The sequence below is a fragment of the Oxalobacteraceae sp. CFBP 8761 genome, from assembly GCA_014841595.1.
In the GTDB taxonomy this organism is placed as follows: domain Bacteria; phylum Pseudomonadota; class Gammaproteobacteria; order Burkholderiales; family Burkholderiaceae_D; genus Telluria.
Genome location: JACYUE010000001.1, coordinates 49,242 through 67,424, shown reverse-complemented (window position 1 = coordinate 67,424; position 18,183 = coordinate 49,242). Strand labels below are relative to the sequence as shown.

The 18,183-nt window shown below is 65.1% G+C and carries 11 protein-coding genes; 1 reads left to right on the top strand and 10 read right to left on the bottom strand.

Features of this window, described 5'->3' with window-relative positions; all coding sequences use genetic code 11:
* Positions 1-107 precede the first annotated feature (107 nt).
* Entirely contained in the window at positions 108-2,267 is a 2,160-nt protein-coding gene (locus IFU00_00250; GenBank protein ID MBD8540705.1) for a S46 family peptidase, read from the top strand.
* 396 nt (positions 2,268-2,663) lie between these two features.
* Here IFU00_00250 and IFU00_00245 read toward each other — a convergent pair whose 3' ends face one another.
* From IFU00_00245 to IFU00_00200, 10 genes are all read right to left on the bottom strand, one after another.
* Positions 2,664-3,314: a hypothetical protein gene (locus IFU00_00245; protein MBD8540704.1), complete on the bottom strand. Its 651-nt coding sequence runs from the start codon at positions 3,312-3,314 to the stop codon at positions 2,664-2,666.
* A 16-nt stretch (positions 3,315-3,330) separates the two neighbouring features.
* Positions 3,331-4,815, bottom strand: coding sequence for an amino acid permease (locus IFU00_00240; GenBank protein ID MBD8540703.1), 1,485 nt, complete (start codon positions 4,813-4,815; stop codon positions 3,331-3,333).
* 140 nt (positions 4,816-4,955) lie between these two features.
* On the bottom strand, positions 4,956-5,819 hold the full coding sequence (locus IFU00_00235) for a DUF2807 domain-containing protein (protein MBD8540702.1): 864 nt from the start codon (positions 5,817-5,819) through the stop codon (positions 4,956-4,958).
* Between the two features lie 124 nt (positions 5,820-5,943).
* Positions 5,944-7,056: an NADH:flavin oxidoreductase/NADH oxidase gene (locus IFU00_00230; protein MBD8540701.1), complete on the bottom strand. Its 1,113-nt coding sequence runs from the start codon at positions 7,054-7,056 to the stop codon at positions 5,944-5,946.
* Positions 7,057-7,369: 313 nt separating this feature from the next.
* Positions 7,370-8,371, bottom strand: a complete 1,002-nt coding sequence (locus tag IFU00_00225; GenBank protein MBD8540700.1) for a succinylglutamate desuccinylase — start codon at positions 8,369-8,371, stop codon at positions 7,370-7,372.
* Positions 8,372-8,384: 13 nt separating this feature from the next.
* Entirely contained in the window at positions 8,385-13,091 is a 4,707-nt protein-coding gene (locus IFU00_00220; GenBank protein ID MBD8540699.1) for an NAD-glutamate dehydrogenase, read from the bottom strand.
* Positions 13,092-13,189: 98 nt separating this feature from the next.
* Positions 13,190-14,530: an N-succinylarginine dihydrolase gene (gene astB / locus IFU00_00215; protein ID MBD8540698.1), complete on the bottom strand. Its 1,341-nt coding sequence runs from the start codon at positions 14,528-14,530 to the stop codon at positions 13,190-13,192.
* A 2-nt stretch (positions 14,531-14,532) separates the two neighbouring features.
* Complete coding sequence (astD, locus tag IFU00_00210; protein MBD8540697.1) at positions 14,533-16,017, bottom strand: succinylglutamate-semialdehyde dehydrogenase; 1,485 nt, start codon at positions 16,015-16,017, stop codon at positions 14,533-14,535.
* Complete coding sequence (astA, locus tag IFU00_00205; GenBank protein MBD8540696.1) at positions 16,010-17,089, bottom strand: arginine N-succinyltransferase; 1,080 nt, start codon at positions 17,087-17,089, stop codon at positions 16,010-16,012. The genes astD and astA overlap by 8 nt, the downstream gene beginning before the upstream one ends.
* Positions 17,080-18,132, bottom strand: a complete 1,053-nt coding sequence (locus IFU00_00200; protein MBD8540695.1) for an arginine N-succinyltransferase — start codon at positions 18,130-18,132, stop codon at positions 17,080-17,082. The genes astA and IFU00_00200 overlap by 10 nt, the downstream gene beginning before the upstream one ends.
* Between the last annotated feature and the right edge of the window lie 51 nt (positions 18,133-18,183).

Genomic DNA, 18,183 nt, shown 5'->3' with positions numbered 1-18,183 from the left:
TCATTGGTGTGGCTGAAATACAGGTTGACGATCCGATAGCGGATTAACCATACTCACGGACACTCTCCGGAGTCCATGAATATCCCTTCCCAACCAGACCAAAGCGCATGAAAAAGACCCTTCTCTCGCTCGCCATCCTGACCAGCTTCGCCGCCCAAGCGGACGAAGGCATGTGGATGCCGCAACAGCTGCCACAAGTAGCCAAGCAACTGAAAGCCGCCGGCCTCAAGCTGGATCCGGCAAATCTGACCAAGCTGACTGAATTCCCGATGGGCGCGATCGTGAGCCTGGGTGGCTGCTCGGCGTCGTTCGTCTCGCCGCAAGGTCTGGTCGTGACCAACCACCACTGCGTCTACAACAGCATCGCCGTCAACTCGACGCCTGAACGCGACCTGCTGGCCAACGGCTTCCTGGCCAAGACCATGGCCGACGAGCTGCCAGCATCGCCCGGCAGCCGCGTGTATGTCACCGACGAAGTGGCCAATGTCAGTGCTCAGGTCATCACCCCTGAAGTCGCCAAACTGACCGGCAAGGCCCGCATCGACGCCATCGAAAAGAACCAGAAAACCCTGGTGGCGGCCTGCGAAAAAGATGCCGGCTACCGCTGCACCGTGGCCAGCTTCTACGGCGGCCTGGAATTCTATCGCCTGAAGCAGCTCGAGATCCGCGACGTGCGCCTGGTGCATGCGCCGGCGTCGGGCGTAGGTAAATTCGGCGGCGACACCGACAACTGGATGTGGCCACGCCATACGGGCGACTACGGTTTCTACCGTGCGTATGTCAGCAAGGATGGCAAGTCGGCCGAGTTCTCGAAGGACAACGTGCCGTACCAGCCGAAGCACATCATCAAGATTGCCAAGGACAATCCGAAAGAAGGCGACTTCGTGATGGTGCTGGGCTACCCGGGCCGCACCAACCGTCACCGCCTGCCGTCCGAAGTGGCGTTCACGTTCGACTGGAACTACCCGGCCTTCATCCAGGCCTCGAGCGAGACGCTGGCCATTATCGACCGCGAAACCAAGACCGATCCGGCTGCCCGCCTGAAATACGCGGGCCAGATCGCGGGCGTGAATAACTACTACAAGAATCGCAAGGGCATGCTGGTCTCGTACCAGGGCAGCGACTTCCTGCAGCGTAAAACGGCCGAGCACAATGCGCTCAAGGCCTGGGTCAATGGCGACGCCGCGCGCAAGGCGCAGTACGCAGCCGACATCGACATGGCCGAAAAGCTGATCGCCGAACGCGATGCGGGCACCAAGAAGAGCTTCTTCCAGACCTATGCGCAACCGAAGTTCCTGTCGTCGGCACGCACGCTGTACCGCCTGGCCAACGAGCGCACCAAGCCGGACGCCGAGCGCAAGACCGGCTACCAGGAACGCGACCTGCCACGCCTGACGTCCGTCGTCGAAGGCCAGGACCGCACCTACGACGAAAAAGTCGACAAGGCGCTGGTGCTGAACTTCCTGACCAAGTACAACGCGCAACCGGCCGCCGAGCACGACGCCGCGTTCGACGCTGCACTGGGCATCCGCGCCGGCATGAGCGAGGCCGAACTGAAGGCCGCGCTGGACCGCATCTATGCAGGCTCGAAACTGGCCGACAAGGCAGCGCGCACCGCGTGGCTGAAAAAGACGCCAGCCGAGTTCAAGGCATCGAACGACAGCTTCATCAAGGCAGCGGTCGCGATGTATGACGCCGACATGAAGGATGAAGAAAAGCAGGAAGAGTCGGCCGGCAAGATCCAGCAAGCCTACGGCAACTACATGAAGGCCAAGATTGCCTACATGAACAGCCGCGGCCAGGCCGTCTACCCGGATGCCAACAGCACGCTGCGCGTCACCTTCGGCAAGATCGCCGGCCGCCCGCAAGGCGCCGACGGCACCACCGGCTGGACCGCATTCACCACCATTGCCGGCGTCACCGCCAAGCACACGGGCGAAGGCGAGTTCGACGCACCGGACAACCAGCTGGCCGCCATCCAGACGAAGAACTTCGGCAAGTACGTCGACCCGAAACTGAAAACGCTGCCAGTGAACTTCCTGGCGACGCTGGACATCACGGGCGGCAACTCGGGTTCGGCCGCACTGAACGCCAAGGGCGAGCTGATCGGCCTTGCATTCGACGGCACGCTCGACTCGATCATTTCGGATTGGGACTTCAACAAAGCCATGACCCGCTCGATCCAGGTCGATACCCGTTACATGCTGTGGAATATGCAGTACGTCGACAAGGCAGATAACCTGCTGAAAGAAATGAACGCGCTGTAAATCGCGTATCAATCCTGCCAAAGGCCGCGCTACCGAAAGGAGCGCGGCCTTTTTAATATCCCAAAGAAATTCCCAACAATTAGGGTCAGAGTCGAATTGTTTGACAACTTTTGTGGATGAGCCGTTAATGCGACTCTGACCCTAGTTATCTCTGGGGCAATTGGCCAATAATTCGACTCTGACCCTAATTAATTTTTTAGTCAAATTCAGCGGTATCGGTAGCTGCGAGAAATTAATGTCGGGAGTATTTAGACGTGCCGTAACTTCTACCAAACTCAAGCAGAAAAACACCCCAAAAACAATGAGGGTCAGAGTCGGATTGTTTGACAACTTTTGCGGATGAGCCGTTAATGCGACTCCGACCCTAGTTATCTCTGGGGCAATTGGCCAATAATTCTACTCTGACCCTAATTGGAGGATGGTAGTGAGTTCGGCGGTGATTTGTTCCGCGAGGCGGTGGATGTGGAGACCGTCGACGAAGCCGTGATGGGCCTGGACCGAGAATGGCAGTGTCAATTCTCCGTTCGGCGCATCGCGGAAGCGCCCCCAGGCCAGTGACGGGATGTCGGGCTGCGCCAGCGTTGCGGTCGGATGCTGGATCGAGGTGAAGTCGAGCCAGGGGATGCAGGTGACGAAGACTTGCTCTTTCGCCTGGCGCGGTGACAAGGCGGCGTACTGCGTGTTCAACGCAGTCATGCCTGCCGCTTCGGCGCCGGCGGCGCGGCTGCGGGCGACAAACGTGTGCAGGTCGTCGGACCATGCGAACATCGCGAAATTCAGGTCGTCGTTGACGTTCGTGACGGTGAACGACGGGCGCAGGCGTTCGATGCGAATGACCTCGCCGTCCACGATGCGGTAGCAGAAATTCTCGATCTTCAGCACCGCGCGCAGCGTGGCGCACAGCAGCACGTGGAATGGCGCCAGGCCCTGCGCGCGGCACCAGGGACGAAAGTCCGGCAGTGTCAGCGTGAAGCACAGGTTCAGCGCCGGGCTGTCCATACTGTCGAACAGCGCGAAGCGGTCGCGCCGTCGTTCGAACTTGTCCATCGTGATCGCCAGCCGCTTACGCCTGCTGTTTGTTGAGGCGACTGTTGCGCATGCTGTAGACGAAGTAGGTCACGACCGCCACGCCCATCCAGATGAAGAACACGCGGAACGTCGTGCTCGACAAATCCTTCATGATGTACAGGCAGGCCAGGACCGACAGGCCCGGCACTACATACGGACCAAACGGCACGCGGAAGCCCGGTGGCGCGTCAGGGCCCTGCTTGTGGCGGATCACCGGCACCGCGATCGACACCACCATGAACGCCGTCAGCGTTCCCATGCTGACCATGTCCCACAAGAAGGTCGAGTCGACCGTACCGGCCACCAGGCCCACGACGGTGCACACGATGATCGTATTGCCCACCGGCGCCTGCGTGCGCGGGCTGACTTTCTGGAACACCTTCGGGATCAGGCCATCGCGGCTGATCGCGTACAGGATGCGGGTCTGGCCGTAGATCGTCACCAGCGTCACCGAGAACACCGACACCACGGCGCCAGCCGACAGGATCAGCGCCGGCCAGGCCTGGCCCGTCACGTTTTGCAGGATCACCGACAAGCCGGCTTCCTGGCCTTCGAACAGGTGCGCCGGCTGCGCGCCCATCGCGGCAACCGCCACCAGCATGTAGAACACGGTGACGATGACCAGCGCCGACAGGATCCCGATCGGCACGTTGCGGCGCGGGTCCTTGACCTCTTCGCCGGCGGTGGCGATGGTGTCCAGGCCAATAAACGAGAAGAACACGGTGCCGGCAGCGGCGGTCACGCCGGCCATGCCCGCATAACCCTTGCTCTCGTCCATATTGAAGAATGGCTGGAAGTTGTTGGCGTCAAAGCCGGTGAACGCGATCGCGGCAAAGAACACCAGGATCGCCAGCTTGATCATCACCATGATGGCGTTGGTCGTGGCCGATTCCTTCGTCCCGCGCACCAGCATGATGCCGCACATGATCACGAGCAGGATCGGCGGCAGGTTGATGTGGCCCGGATTGAACGAGACATTATGGTGGTCCGACACGAACATCGGCGAGCGCAACTCGATGGGTATCTGCCAGTGAAACGCGTTGAGCAGGAAGTTGTTCAGGTAATCGGACCAGCCGATCGATGTCGCACTGGCCGCCAGCCCGTATTCGAGCAGCAGGCAGCCGGCAACGATGAACGCCGCGAATTCGCCCAGCGTCGCGTAGGCGAACGAGTACGAGGAGCCCGATGCCGGCACGCGCCCGGCCAGTTCGGCGTAGCACAGCGCGGTCAGGCCGGCGGTGATCGCCGCAAGCAGAAACGAGAGGACCACGGCCGGACCGGCTTTCGGCACCGCTTCGACCATCGTGAAAAAGATGCCGGTACCGATGGTGGCGCCCACGCCGATCATCGTCAGCGGAAACAGCCCGAGCGATCGGTGCAGGCCGGGCAAGGCGCCGGCAACGCCAACGGATGTGCCCTCGTCGTGATGGCGTCCCGCCGGTTTGGTACGTAGCAGCTTTTGGCCCAGAGTCTGATTCACGGCGAGTCCTTCAGTACGCGGTTGCAATCGCGTTCGATGCCGCCGGTAAGCAGTCCCCAAACGCAGTCTCAAAACGAAGCTGCGATTATAGGGGACTCTGCTGTCGCTGAAGACATTTTGTTTGCACGCGCGACAAGACCTCAATCGAGCAGGTGGATGCGCTCGCCCGTCATGCTGCGCTGGGCCGGCTGGCCATACACGCGGATGCCGCCCGAGCCCGAGGTACGGGCAAACAGTGACTGCCTGACCGTGGCCCGGATGCTGCTGCCGCCGCTCGCGCCCAGGTCGGCGTCCTGCGTCGTCAGGCCCGCCAGGTCGGCGCTGGCCGAGCCGCTCACGCGGGCGTTGAGCGAGCGCACCGCGCCACTGGCCTCGAGCGAACTCGATCCACTCAGCTCCATGCGCGCGACCTCGCCGCTGACCGGTCCGAGGCGCATCCGGCTCGACCCGGACAGCGTGACATCGATGCTGTTGCTGGTGAGCCGGGCCGCATCCAGTAGACCGGAGCCGCTCGCCCGCGCATGCAGGTTGCCGGCGGTGCCGGCCAGCGTCACGCTGGCCGAACCGCTCTTGCGCACGTCCAGCGGCGCGCCATTCAGGCCGCTCACGTCGACGCGGGTCGCGCCCGACGCGCGCACCTCGGTCAGGCGCGGCGTCGTGTAGATGATGCGCAGCGGCGTCTTGCTGCGCAGGTTCTGCTCGGACCAGATGCGCAGCGTGTCGCCCTGCGTTTCGGTGCGAATCAGCGGCAGCAGGTTGCTGTCGGCTTCCACCACCAGCGACGCCACCGGCCCCACGCGCACATCGACCGGCAGCGCGCCGCTCACGTCCAGCGCCGGCAGCGCCGCGATGGCGCGGGCATCACGCGCCGCGACACCGTTCCCCTCCGTCGTACCGCTGCTCCACGACGTATGAAAGCGCATGTCGCTGCCATCCTGCGGCGCAACGATGATGGCGCAGCCGGCAAGGGCAGCAAGAGCGGCAAGGGCGATGAGGGTACGCATGGCAGTCCTGACAGGTTGTTGTTCGGGTGATGGCACTCTACCAACCGCCCTGCCCTGCAACGTGCTGCATGCGACGAACTGCAAAAACGGCGCCGTGGACTGCATGCCCCCGGCGCGAACCGTGTCAGCCCTTGCCAGGCTGCGTGGTGTCGAACAGCGTCTTGAATTCGTGCGGCTGCGAGCGCCAGTACTGCGGCGGCGCGCTCACCTGCGCCCCCAGTTCAGCCGCCGCGTGCCATGGCCAGCGCGGGTCATACAGCATCGCGCGCGCCAGGGCGATGACGTCCGCCTGGCCCGCCTGCAAAATGGCTTCAGCATGGCGCGCCTCGGTAATCAGGCCCACGCCGATCGTTGGCAGGCCCGTGTCATGCTTGATCCGTTCAGCGAAGCCGATCTGGTAGCCCGGCTCCACCGGAATCTTCTGGGCAGGCGACACGCCACCGCTCGAGACGTGGATGAAGTCGCACCCGATGCGCTCCAGTTCCTGCGCAAAGCGCACGCTCTGTTCGAGGTCCCAGCCGCCGTCGACCCAGTCGGTGGCCGAGATGCGCATCCCGAGCGTCATCGACGGCACGGCAGCGCGCACGGCCGCAAAGACTTCCAGCGGATAGCGCATGCGGTTCTCGAGCGAGCCGCCGTATGCGTCGGTGCGGTGGTTGGCCAGCGGCGAGAGGAACTGGTGCAGCAGGTAGCCGTGGGCGCCGTGCAGCTCGATCGCATCAAAACCCAGCGCGTGCGCGCGGCGTGCAGCGGCAACGAAGCTGTCACGCACCCGTTCCAGGCCGGCGGCATCGAGCGCCAGCGGCGCGGCGTCGCCCCCGGTATGCGGCACGGCGGACGGGCCTTCGGTCTGCCAGCCATTGGCGGCTTCGGGGGCGATCTGCGTGCCACCTTCCCACGGCACGTTCGTCGACGCCTTGCGGCCTGCATGACTCAGCTGGATGCCGATCTTGATCGGCGAATGACGACGCATCGCTGCCAGAATCGGCGCGAGCGCGGCGGCATGCGCATCGGACCACAGGCCCAGGTCATTCGGCGAGATGCGGCCTTCCGGTACGACGGCCGTGGCCTCTAACGTGATCAGCGCGGCGCCGGACAGCGCCAGGCTGCCGAGATGGATCATGTGCCAATCGGTGGCCAGGCCATCGACAGCCGAATACTGGCACATCGGGGCGATGGTAATACGGTTGGACAGCTCGAGGGGGCCGAGCGAGTACGGTGAAAACAGCATGGTCATGGTGGCTCCTGCATATCAAGAGCACCAGTCTAGCCCGCCATGAAAATTCGTGTCGTCGACCCAAAAAAGCGGGGGTCAGGTCTGACATTCGGACACGATCTCGACAATCGCGTAGTGCGAACCAGCTGGCACCAGGCCATGCTAATACGGGAAAGACACTGTTGGAAGTGGCTAAGGCTGAGGCCGTGTCCGAATGTCAGACCTGACCCCGGCTGTAAGGCTGAGGTCGTGTCCGAATGTCAGACCTGACCCCGGCTGTGTTATGAAAATACGTGTCGTCGACCGAAAAAAGCGGGCCGTGGCCCGCTTGGTGTTACCGGATGCGCACTACCATGATTCCGGCGCGTAGTCCCACCCGGACATCCGGGTTCGGGAACACGACCAGTTCTTCGTCGTGCTGCACCGTGTAGGTCGTTGCACCATCCTGCGCGATGACGTCACCTTTTTGCATCGGCGTGAAGTTCCAGGTCTCGCGCCCTACCCGCATGCTGAACGCGTCGGACAGCTTGATGATCGACTGCGCTGTTGCGAACACGCGCGGTGGCGCCGTTGCTGGCTGCGCCGGTTGGCCGCGCAGCAGGCGATCCAGCGCGCTTGAGGCGGCGGCAAACTGCGACAGGTCATTCTGCCCCAGCGTGCCAACACGACCCAGTTCGACCGTGCTGCTGGCCGCGCCGAGATGCTCGGCGGTGAAGTAACTGTAGGTGCCGGCCGATTCGGGGTTCATGATGATCGCTTCGATCCCTGCCTCGCCCAGCCACCCCATCAATCCCTCGCGCGCTGCGTCGGCAATCAGTTCCGGCACGATCGCGAACATCGGATAGTGCGACGGCCTGATCGCCGTGTGCAGGTCGAGGTGCCAGCGCGCCGGGCCACTGCCCTCGAAAAACGCGCGGGTCGCCTCGATCAGCACATCGGCGCGCCCTGCCTCGAATGTCCCGGCGAGGGAGCCGCGTTCGGCGCGGAACATCCGGTTCAGGTCTGCGTCGATGAAACGCTTGCCGGCGCGAATGGCGTCGATATGCCCGACACAAAGCATCAGGTCCACCGCCAGCGCACTGGCGGAACGCGACAGCGCGTCGACCAGATACGCCACCATCTCGATCGGCCCCGTCTCGTCACCATGCACGCCGACCGACACCAGCACGCTGGGGCGGTTGGCGTCCGGCGTTGCGGCGCGCACCGTCAGGATGCCCGACGCTGGCAACGCGACGACAAAGCCGGCGTCACGAAAACGCTGCGCGACCGCGCCGAAGTCGGCTTCGGCCAGCGCGCGCACCGCTTCCGGCAACCCTGCTGCAGCTGCGGTGCTCATCTCAGTGCTCACCTTATGCAGCCAGACGTTCTGGCGAGAGGCCTTCCGACAGCGCCCACACGTCCAGCATCGCCTGCTCCAATTCGGTCGGCGGGGCAAAGCCCGTCAACCCGCGCGCGGCGGTCACTTCGTCCACCGCTGCCTGCATGTCGTTGCCGTTGTGGCCCGCATGCTCGATCACCTGCAGCAGCAGGCGCTGTTGCGCGCGGCGCAGCGACTGCAGCGCGTAGTTGCGCAGCTGTTCCTGCGACTTGCTCTGCGCCGGCAGCTTCAGGCCCAGTTCCAGCGTGTCGATGCCGACCTGCTGGCGCAGCAAGGTGCCGACCTGCAGGAACTGCAGCAGCGACATGCCCTCTGGCCGTGGCACCGAGACCGCCGCGAACAGGAACGAGGCTTGCGACTCGATGATCTCGACCGCCTTCCAGGCCGCTGCAAACTGCGGCGGCAGGCCCGTGTGGCCATCGGCCTCGGAGCGGAACTTGGCGGCCGCACTCTCGTCGGCTTCGGCGAACAGCGTCGAGAGCTCGTCCAGGCCTTGCGAGCCAGGTGGCAGCGACAGCACGCCTTCGATCGTGGCGCGTTGCAGCGCGCGTGTGCGGTTGTCGACCGAGACCGACACGTCGCGCGGCACCACCAGGGCGTCGGCGTCGAGCGCATCGAACACCGGCGCCAGGTGCAGCGCAGCCCAGGCCTTGGCCCACGCCTTGACGACTTCGGTGTCGTCGATGCGGTGTTCCAGCGCCAGGTCGCGCAGCATCAGCGGACCGCAGCGGTTGACGGCTTCGTTGGCCAGCACGGTGGCCAGGATGGCGTTGGCCAGCGGATGGTCCAGCGGATCGCGGGTGGCGACCAGTTGCGCCGGGAAGTAAGGCCGCAGCAGCGAATCGGCCCAGACTTCGTCGGTCAGCGGCAGTGCAGCCAGCGTACGCTTGAAGCGGTTCTTGACGTTGGCAATGACCACGGCCAGTTCCGGCGCGGTCAGGCCCAGGCCCAGCGCCTTGCGGCGCAGCAGTTCGGCGTCGCTCGGGAGCTGTTCGAGCTCGCGCGAGACGGCGCCTTCGGCTTCCAGGTTGGCGATCAGGGCGATGTAGCCATCGACCACCGCGCCTGTGGCTTGCGCCTGCACTTCGCGCGTCAGCAAATGCGTCTGCAGCGTGTTGTCGCGCAGGACCAGGCGCTCGATTTCACCCGTCATTTCGTTCAGCGTGCGGTTACGGTCCGTTTCCGACAACTGACCGGCATTGACTTCGGTGTCGAGCCAGATCTTGACGTTGACTTCATGGTCCGAGCAATCCACGCCGGCCGAGTTGTCGATCGCATCGGTGAAGATGCGGCCACCGGCGAGCGCGAACTCGATGCGGCCGGCCTGGGTCGCGCCCAGATTGCCGCCTTCGCTCACCACCTTGCAGCGCAGCTCATTGCCGTTGACGCGGATCTGGTCGTTGGCGCGGTCCTTCACCTGTGCATGCGTCTCGGTCGAGGCCTTGATATAGGTACCGATGCCGCCGTTGTAGAACAGGTCGACCGGCGCCTTGACGATGCGGTGCATCAGTTCCTGTGGCGGCAGCGATGTCTCTTCGATCTGCAGCGCCTCGCGGATCTGCGGCGAGAGTTCGATCGAGCGGGCATTGCGCGGGTACACGCCGCCGCCGGCCGAGATCAGGCTCTTGTCATAGTCTTCCCACGACGAGCGTGGCAGCGCGAACATGCGCTCGCGTTCCTTGAACGAGACTTCGACGTCCGGCGTCGGGTCCAGGAAGATGTGGCGGTGGTCGAACGCCGCCACCAGTTTCAGCTGGCGCGACAGCAGCACGCCGTTGCCGAACACGTCGCCCGACATGTCGCCCACACCGGTCATCGTGATCGGGTTGTTGGCCAGGTCATGGCCCAGTTCATAGAAGTGGCGCTTGACCGCTTCGAACGCGCCCTTGGCGGTGATGCCCATCTTCTTGTGGTCGTAACCGTTCGAGCCGCCCGACGCGAACGCGTCGCCCAGCCAGAAGCCGCGCTGCACGGCGATGCTGTTGGCGATGTCCGAGAACGTCGCGGTGCCCTTGTCGGCGGCCACCACCAGGTACGGATCGTCCTGGTCGTGACGCACGGTCGCCTCTGGCGGCACGATCTCGCCGCGCACGCGGTTGTCGGTCACTTCCAGCAGGCTGGCAATGAACAGGCGGTAGACGGCTTCGCCCTCGGCGGCGACCACGTCGCGCGCCGCATCCTTCGGCATCTGCTTGCAGACAAAGCCGCCTTTCGAGCCGGCCGGCACGATGACGGCGTTCTTGACCATCTGCGCCTTCACCAGGCCCAGCACCTCAGTGCGGTAGTCTTCCATGCGGTCCGACCAGCGCAGACCGCCGCGGGCGACCGGGCCGCCGCGCAGGTGCACGCCTTCGAAGCGGCGCGAGAACACATAGATTTCGCGGAACGGCCGCGGCTCCGGCGCCAGCGCCAGGTCGCTCGTGTCGACCTTGAAGATGATCTTTTCGCCGCTGTTCTGGAAGTAGTTGGTACGCACGGTGGCCAGCGCCAGGTCGATCAGCGCGGCCATGATTTCTTCGGTGTCGGCGTGGTTCACGCCCGGCAGGCTGGTTTTCAGCAGGTACAGCGCGCTGCTGCCTTCGTTGCGTTGTTCGTCGGTCAGGGCCGGATCGAAGCGCTGCATGAAGCCATTGACGAATTCCTTGACCAGGCCAGGCTGGGCGCGCAGCGTTTCGGCCATGTAGCGCACCGAAAACTTCGAGCCGAGCTGACGCCAGTAGCTGATGTAGGCGCGCACCAGCTGCACTTCGCGCAGCGACAGGCCGCCTTCGATGGTCAGGCCGTTCATGCGGCCATCTTCGGCTTCGTCATTGAACAGGGCCGAGAACAATTCTTCGGCCACTTTGCCGATCCCCGGCTTGGTGAGTTTGGCGGCGCTTTCGGCGTCGACCGACAGCGCGGTCACGTAGCGGCGCACGCCATCCAGGCCGGTGTGGCGGAAGGTCTGCTCGCGGTCGACCGCGATGCCGGCGTTCTGCAGCGCCGGCAGGATGCGCGACAGCGACGGCACGGTCTCGCTCGAATACAGGCGGATCGAGGTACCGGCAGCGTCATCCTGCTCGATGCGGGCGGTCACGCGATCCGGACGGCAGCGCGTCAACAGCGCGTGCACGTCGCGGAATGCCGTTTCGGGCGCAGTGGCGGAGACAAAACTCACCGGCAGCGTCGGCACCACCTTGCGCATCAGGCTGCGCAGGCGGCTTTCATCGACGCTGTTGGTCAGCTGGGCAAAGCGGTCATGCCAGCCATCGAGCACGCCCAGCAGCGGGGCCTGCAGGTCGGTTTCCAGGTCGAGCGGATAGCGGGCCGCGTGCGCGATCAGGTACACGCGTGCCAGCGGGCCATCGGCCACCAGGGTCTGGACGTCGACGTCGCGCGCGCCCGAGCTTTCCTTCAGGGCGGCTGCCAGGCTCGCGGCCACGGCAGCGCTGAAGCGCTCGCGCGGCAGGTACACCAGCACGTTCAGGTGACGGCGATACACGTCGCGGCGGGCAAACACCTTGGCGCGCGGCTGCTTGTACAGCGACACCACGGCGCTGCAGACTTCGGCCAGCCATTCCGGCTCGGCTTCCAGCGCTTCGTTGCGCGGCAGCGATTCGAGGATCTCAATGAATTTCTCGGCGCGGAAACCTTCCTGGCGCACGCCGGCGATGCCGAGCACCTTGGCCACGCGGCCACGGGCGAACGGCAGGCGCGCCAGCGGGGTCGAGGTGGCGGCGCGGGTGAACAGGCCAATGAAGCAATGCTCGCCCAGGATGCGGCCCTGCGCGTCGGTGTCGCGCACGCCGATGAAGTCCAGCGGCTGGTCGCGGTGCAGCGTGCCGCCCACGTCGGCCTTGACGATCGAGAGCGTGTCAGCGCGGCGCGAGAGCGTATCGAGGTCACCCGGGATACTGGCCAGGCAATCGCCATACACCGGATGCGCGGTGTCTTTCAGCACGCCGATGCGGCTGCCCAGATCGCGTTCGAGTTCGCGCTCGCCCGCCTTGACGACGTAGTAGGCGTAGCCGAACGGCTCGAAGCCTTCGTTCTTGGCCCATTCGAGGAACGCGGCGGCTTCCTGGCCGTCCGGCGTGCCGGCGGCGGCAGCGGCTGCGGCCACGGCGGTCATGCGGTCGCCCATGGCGACGGCGTCGCGCTGCACGGTGGCAGCGTCGCTGGCGACCATGCGGATGCGCGCGGTCAGCTTGTCGAGTTCTTCGACCTGCAGTTCGTCGTTCAGCAGGCACAGGACGATGGATTCGAGCGGGCTGCCCGCTTCGCCGATGGCGGCCAATGCGCCGGTGGCGTCGCGGCGTACCGGCAGCACGGCGTTCATGACGCCGGCGGCGACGATGCGCTCCTTGCGCAGTGCCATGACGAACGAGTCGACCAGGTACGGGCGGTCATCGTTGAGAATCAAGAGTGCGGTGGCCTTGCCGCCGCGACCGTCCGAATAACCCATCGTGGCGATCTGCGCGCCAGGGCCGGTGCGCTGGGCCAGTTGCGAGAAACCGTCGACCAGCACGGGCGCCAGGCTTTGCGGCGCGGTGCCGGCCAGGTCTTCGTCGTCGAGCGACTCGAGCCAGGCGGCGATCAAGGCATTGACCTGCGCGCTGCCGGCCGATTGATTGGCCGAACCATTCTCGTTGATCAGCGCCAGCGTCTGGCCGCGCAAATCGTTGGGCATATCTTTCATCTTGCTTCTCCAAAGTTGTGTGCCTGGCGCGCAACCGGCTCGTGGCGTGGCGCTGCCCTGCTTTATATGGACAGGGATTACCCGTCCGAATCCTGCTGTTACAAGTCGTACAGCCCCGGCAAGCCGAGGATGCGTGTGAGTTCTTCCAGCGCGGCGGCGCATTCGAGCGCCAGCTGCGGGTCCATCAGATCCTGCGTTTCGATGCGGTCGCGATAATGGCGTTCGACCCACGCGACCAGTTGCGCGTACACCGCCTCGGTCATGATCACGCCCTGGTGCATTGCGGCCGCCTCGGCATCGGTCAGCGCCACGCGCAGGCGCAGGCACGCCGGCCCGCCGCCATTGCGCATGCTCTGGCGCAGATCGAATTCGATCAATTCGTCGATCGGCCCGCGCCCCGCCAGCAAGCCTGCCAGATAATCGGCAACTGCGGCGTTCTCGCGGCATTCGTGCGGCACCACCAGCGCCATGCGGCCATCGGCCTTGGACAGCAGCTGGCTGTTGAACAGGTAGCTGGCGACAGCGTCGCCCACCGCCACCTGGCTGCTCGCCACGCGCACCGGGTGCAGCTCGGTGCCGGCCACGGCCAGCGCGCGCCGCAGCGCGTCGAGCGTGCCCGCTTCATCGGCGAATGCCTGCTCGTGATAGAACAGCACATTGCCATTGCCGACCGCGATGACGTCGTTGTGGAAGACGCCCTGGTCGATCACGTCCGGGTTCTGCGATGCGAACACGGTGCGCGCCGGGTCCAGGCCGTGCAGGCGCGCGATGGCTTGCGACGCTTCGAGTGTCTGGCGCGCCGGGTATTTTTTGGGTGCCGGTGCGGACGGATCGAACTCGACGCGGCCATACACGAAGAACTCGACGCCGGCCGCGCCGTGGCTCGCGGCAAAGCGCGTGTGGTTGGCCGCGCCTTCGTCGGCAAAGGCCGGCACCGATGGCAGCGGGTCGTGCACCATGAAATGTTCGCTGTTGCCGAAGATCGCGCGCAGCGTGCGCGTGGCCTGCACGTGTTCTTCGGAGCGGTGCAGCTTGTTGTTCAGGTTCGCGGCCGTGAAGTGCACGCGGCCATCGAGCGAATCGGCCGACGGGCTGACAGTGGCCGCGTTGGCGGTCCACATCGGCGCGGCCGACCAGGCGCAGGCCAGGATCACCGGCGCTTCGCGATAGGCGCGGGCCAGCACATCGGCATCGGTGCCCGAAAAACCCAGGCTGCGCAGCAACCTGAAATTCGGGCGGCCCTGCGGCGGCATCACCGCCTGCGCAAAGCCGCGCGCGGCCAGCTCACGCATCTTGGCCAGGCCCTGCAAGGCGGCCTGGCGCGGATTGGAGCTGCTGCGCACATTGCTGAACGAGGCCACGTTACCGAACGACAGACCAGCATAGTTGTGCGACGGGCCAACCAGCCCGTCGAAATTGAATTCGCGTGCGTCGCGCATGCTCAAGCTCCTTCAGCCGGAAAGCGCAAGCCGGGCGAGAGCTTGGCCGGCATGTCCAGCACCGGGTTCTCGATCGAGGCGACCGGATAGGCGCAATAATCGGCGGCGTAATACGCGCTCGGACGGTGATTGCCCGACTTGCCCACGCCGCCAAACGGCGCCGAGCTGGCCGCGCCGGTGGTTGGCCGGTTCCAGTTGACGATGCCGGCGCGGGCGCGCACGGCAAAGCGCTGCCACTGGTCTTCGGATGGCGACAGCAGGCTTGCGGCCAGGCCGTAGTCGGTGGCGTTGGCCACGCGCAGCGCCTCGTCGAAACTCGCCACGCGGATCACTTGGAGCAAGGGGCCGAACCATTCTTCGTCCGGGATGCCCTGTGCATCGGTCGTGTCGACGATGCCGGCAGTGACGAAGCCGGTGTTCGGGTCGAGCTGGCGCATCGCCAGCAGCAGCTTGCCGCCTTTCGCGACCATGTCTTCCTGCGCCTGCACCAGGCGCGCAGCGACGGCGCTCGAGACGACGGGGCCCATGAACGGCTGCGGTTCGGCGTTCGACGGGCCAACCTGCAACTGTGCAGCCACGGCCACCAGGCGCGCCAGGAACGCGTCGCCGGCAGCGCCGTTTTCGATCACGAGACGGCGCGCGCAAGTGCAGCGCTGGCCCGCTGAGATGAACGCCGACATCACTGTGTGGTGCACAGCCGCGTCGATGTCTTCTACGCCCCACACGACAAGCGGATTGTTGCCGCCCATTTCCAGCGCCAGCATCTTGCCCGGCTGGCCACCGAACTGTTTATGCAGCGCGGCGCCGGTCTGGCTGCTGCCGGTAAACAGCACGCCGTCAATCAGCGCTTGCTGGCCCAGCGCGATGCCGGTGTCGCGGCCGCCGTTGACCAGGTTCAGCACGCCCTTGGGCAAACCGGCCTGCTCCCACAGCTGCACTGTCTTGACCGCCGTACGCGGTGCGTATTCACTCGGCTTGAACAGCAGCGTGTTCCCCGCGATCAGCGCCGGCACGATGTGGCCGTTCGGCAGGTGGCCGGGGAAGTTGTACGGCCCGTAGACGGCGAACACGCCGTGCGGACGGTGGCGCAGCACGGCGTTGCCGTCGGCGACCTTGGTTGCGCTCTCGCCGGTGCGCGCGGCGTGCGCCTGGACCGAGATGTCGATCTTGTTGGCCATCGTGGCCACTTCGGTGCGCGCTTCCCACAAAGGCTTGCCGACTTCTTCGGCGATCGTCGCGGCGAGCGACTCGGCGTTGTCCTTCAGCAGATCGCGAAAACGCGTGGCGATGGCGATGCGTTCGGCCAGCGGCATCAAGGCCCAGGCTTCGAAGCTGTCGTGCGCGGCTTGCGCGGCGCGCGCGATGTCATCCGGGCTCGAGGCATTGCTGGTCCAGGTCTGGCGGCCGGTCGACGGGTCGATCGTCGCGAGTTCGGCGCCGCTGCCGGCGAGCCATTCGCCGTTGATGTAATTCGAGAGATTAGCCATGGGTGTTTTTCCTGGTATTGAGTGTCAGGGTACGCACATTGTCGCCGGCGGCGATGCGCAGCAGCGCCAGCTCGTCGGGACTCAGGACCACGCTGCCCGCGCCGGGCACGGCGCGCGTGAGGATCATCCGGAAGTCGTCCAGGCGCGTGTTCGACACCAGCATGTGTTCGGTGTCGTGGGCGACGTCCTTGGGTGCGCCTTCCAGCACCTCGCCGGCGTCGATCGCCGGCAAGCCTTGCGCCGCCACGGCCAGCACGCTGTCGCGCACCGCGCGCAGTTCGGACACGCGGCCCTGCAGCACGGGGCCGGCGTCGAAGATGTCGACATAGCCTTCGTAGTACATGCCCTCCTGCTCCAGCAGGCGGCGCGCCGGCTGGGTCGAGGTGTGCACCTTGCCGATGACGTCGATGGCCGATTGCGGCAGGTAGTCGACATACAGCGGCTGGCGCGGCATCAGTTCGGCGATGAAGGATTTCTTGCCGATCGCGGTCAGGCCATCGACATGGTTGAAATCCATCTTGAAGAAGTGCCGGCCCAGGCCTTCGTAGAACGGCGAATCGCCGCCCTCGTCCTGGTAGCCGCGCATCTCGGCGATGATCTTTTCGGTAAACAGCTGCTGGAACTGGGCGATGAACAGGAAGCGGCTCTTGGAGAGCCACTTGCCATTGAAGCCCACGCGGTATTCGGGCAGCAGAAACAGCGAGCACAGTTCGGTCGAACCGGTGAGATCGTTCGACAGGTACAGCGTCTCCATGCGCGTGAAGACATTCAGCTCACGGCTGCAGTGCACCAGCGTGCCGATGCGGTAGTTGTAGAACGGTTCGGTCAGGCCCACCGCGCCCTTGATCGCGCAGACACCGGCGATGCTGCCGTCCTGCGGCTCTTCGAGCACGAACATGTAGTCGCGCTGTTCGGGGCGGATGGTTTCGGCAAACGACGCCTCGGACGTGGCCAGGCGCTGGCCCAGCATCTCGGGATCGGGCTTCAGCGTGGTCATGCCACTGCCGGCCTGGTGCGCCATATTGATCAGGGCGTCCAGGTCGGACGTTTTGGCGGCGCGGATCACGAGCATGATGCTTCTCCTTCGATGCGCAGGCAGACAACCTCGTCGCCCGCTGCGACGCCAAGCGCTTGCTGGACGTCGCGCGGCAGTGCGATCGTCGAGCCTTGTTCGAGCGGCGAAGAGTGCAGCGTCACGGCCCGGAAGCCGTTGTCGACGCTGGCGACGGCGTACGCCACCGGCGCGCCGTGATTCGGCGACTCCTGCCCGGCAGCGGCCACGCGCAGGCGCTGCGACGCGCCGAACGAACGCAGCGCGTTCTTGTGCGCCTGCAGGATCGGGCCGCCGTCGAAGATGTCGATGTACTCGTCGGCTTCGAAGCCTTCCTGCGCCAGCAGGTCGAACGCCATCTGGCCACCCGGATGGATCTGGCCCAGCGCCGCCTGGGCGTCGCCCGGCAGCAGCGGCACGTAGACGGGATAATGCGGCATCAGTTCGACGATCAGCGTGCGGTTGCGGGCGCCTTCGATCAGGCGCTCGGCTTCGAGAAAATCCATCTTGAAGAACTTGCGGCCCAGCGCATTCCAGAACGGCGACTGGCCATCGGCATCGACGCGCCCGGCCAGCGGCACGAAGAAACGGTCGCCAAAGCGGTGTGGCGCGAGCATCGCGTACAGCAGGCGCGCGCGCGACAACAGCGCCGCCTCGACGCCCGCGCTCTCGCGGTTGCGCACGAAAAAACCCGACAGGTGCGAGTAGGCAGTCAGCTCGGAGCACAGCGTCAGTGCGTGCACGTTGTGGCTGATGTTCAGGTCACGCGAGACCTGCTGGATGACATCGTTGCGAAACGCGAAATAGGTGCCGTTCGAGCCGGCCGATGCGTGGATGGCGGCGGTGCCGACGACCTCGCGCGAGCGCAGGTCTTCGAGCACGAACAGATACGATTCTTCGCTTGGAATATCGACTTGCGCGGCGAACGAGGCGAGCGAGCGCTCGACGGCGGCATTGATGCCTTCGCGCGTGCGCGGGAGCGTATGCACCCCCGGCATCGAAATAGCGGCCATCGCTTCGAGCGCGCCGATATCCGCGCGATCTACCGGACGGACAACATACATGTGGTCTCCCTGTGGGTCAGTGCGTGCAGCCGGCCGCCTTGGTCAAGGCGG

Coding starts and splice junctions, on each gene's coding strand:
- IFU00_00250 (MBD8540705.1), top strand. CDS start 108: ATGAAAAAGACCCTTCTCTCGCTCGCCATCCTGACCAGCTTCGCCGCC.
- IFU00_00245 (MBD8540704.1), bottom strand. CDS start 3,314: ATGGACAAGTTCGAACGACGGCGCGACCGCTTCGCGCTGTTCGACAGT.
- IFU00_00235 (MBD8540702.1), bottom strand. CDS start 5,819: ATGCGTACCCTCATCGCCCTTGCCGCTCTTGCTGCCCTTGCCGGCTGC.
- IFU00_00230 (MBD8540701.1), bottom strand. CDS start 7,056: ATGACCATGCTGTTTTCACCGTACTCGCTCGGCCCCCTCGAGCTGTCC.
- IFU00_00225 (MBD8540700.1), bottom strand. CDS start 8,371: ATGAGCACCGCAGCTGCAGCAGGGTTGCCGGAAGCGGTGCGCGCGCTG.
- IFU00_00220 (MBD8540699.1), bottom strand. CDS start 13,091: ATGAAAGATATGCCCAACGATTTGCGCGGCCAGACGCTGGCGCTGATC.
- astB (MBD8540698.1), bottom strand. CDS start 14,530: ATGCGCGACGCACGCGAATTCAATTTCGACGGGCTGGTTGGCCCGTCG.
- astD (MBD8540697.1), bottom strand. CDS start 16,017: ATGGCTAATCTCTCGAATTACATCAACGGCGAATGGCTCGCCGGCAGC.
- astA (MBD8540696.1), bottom strand. CDS start 17,089: ATGCTCGTGATCCGCGCCGCCAAAACGTCCGACCTGGACGCCCTGATC.
- IFU00_00200 (MBD8540695.1), bottom strand. CDS start 18,132: ATGTATGTTGTCCGTCCGGTAGATCGCGCGGATATCGGCGCGCTCGAA.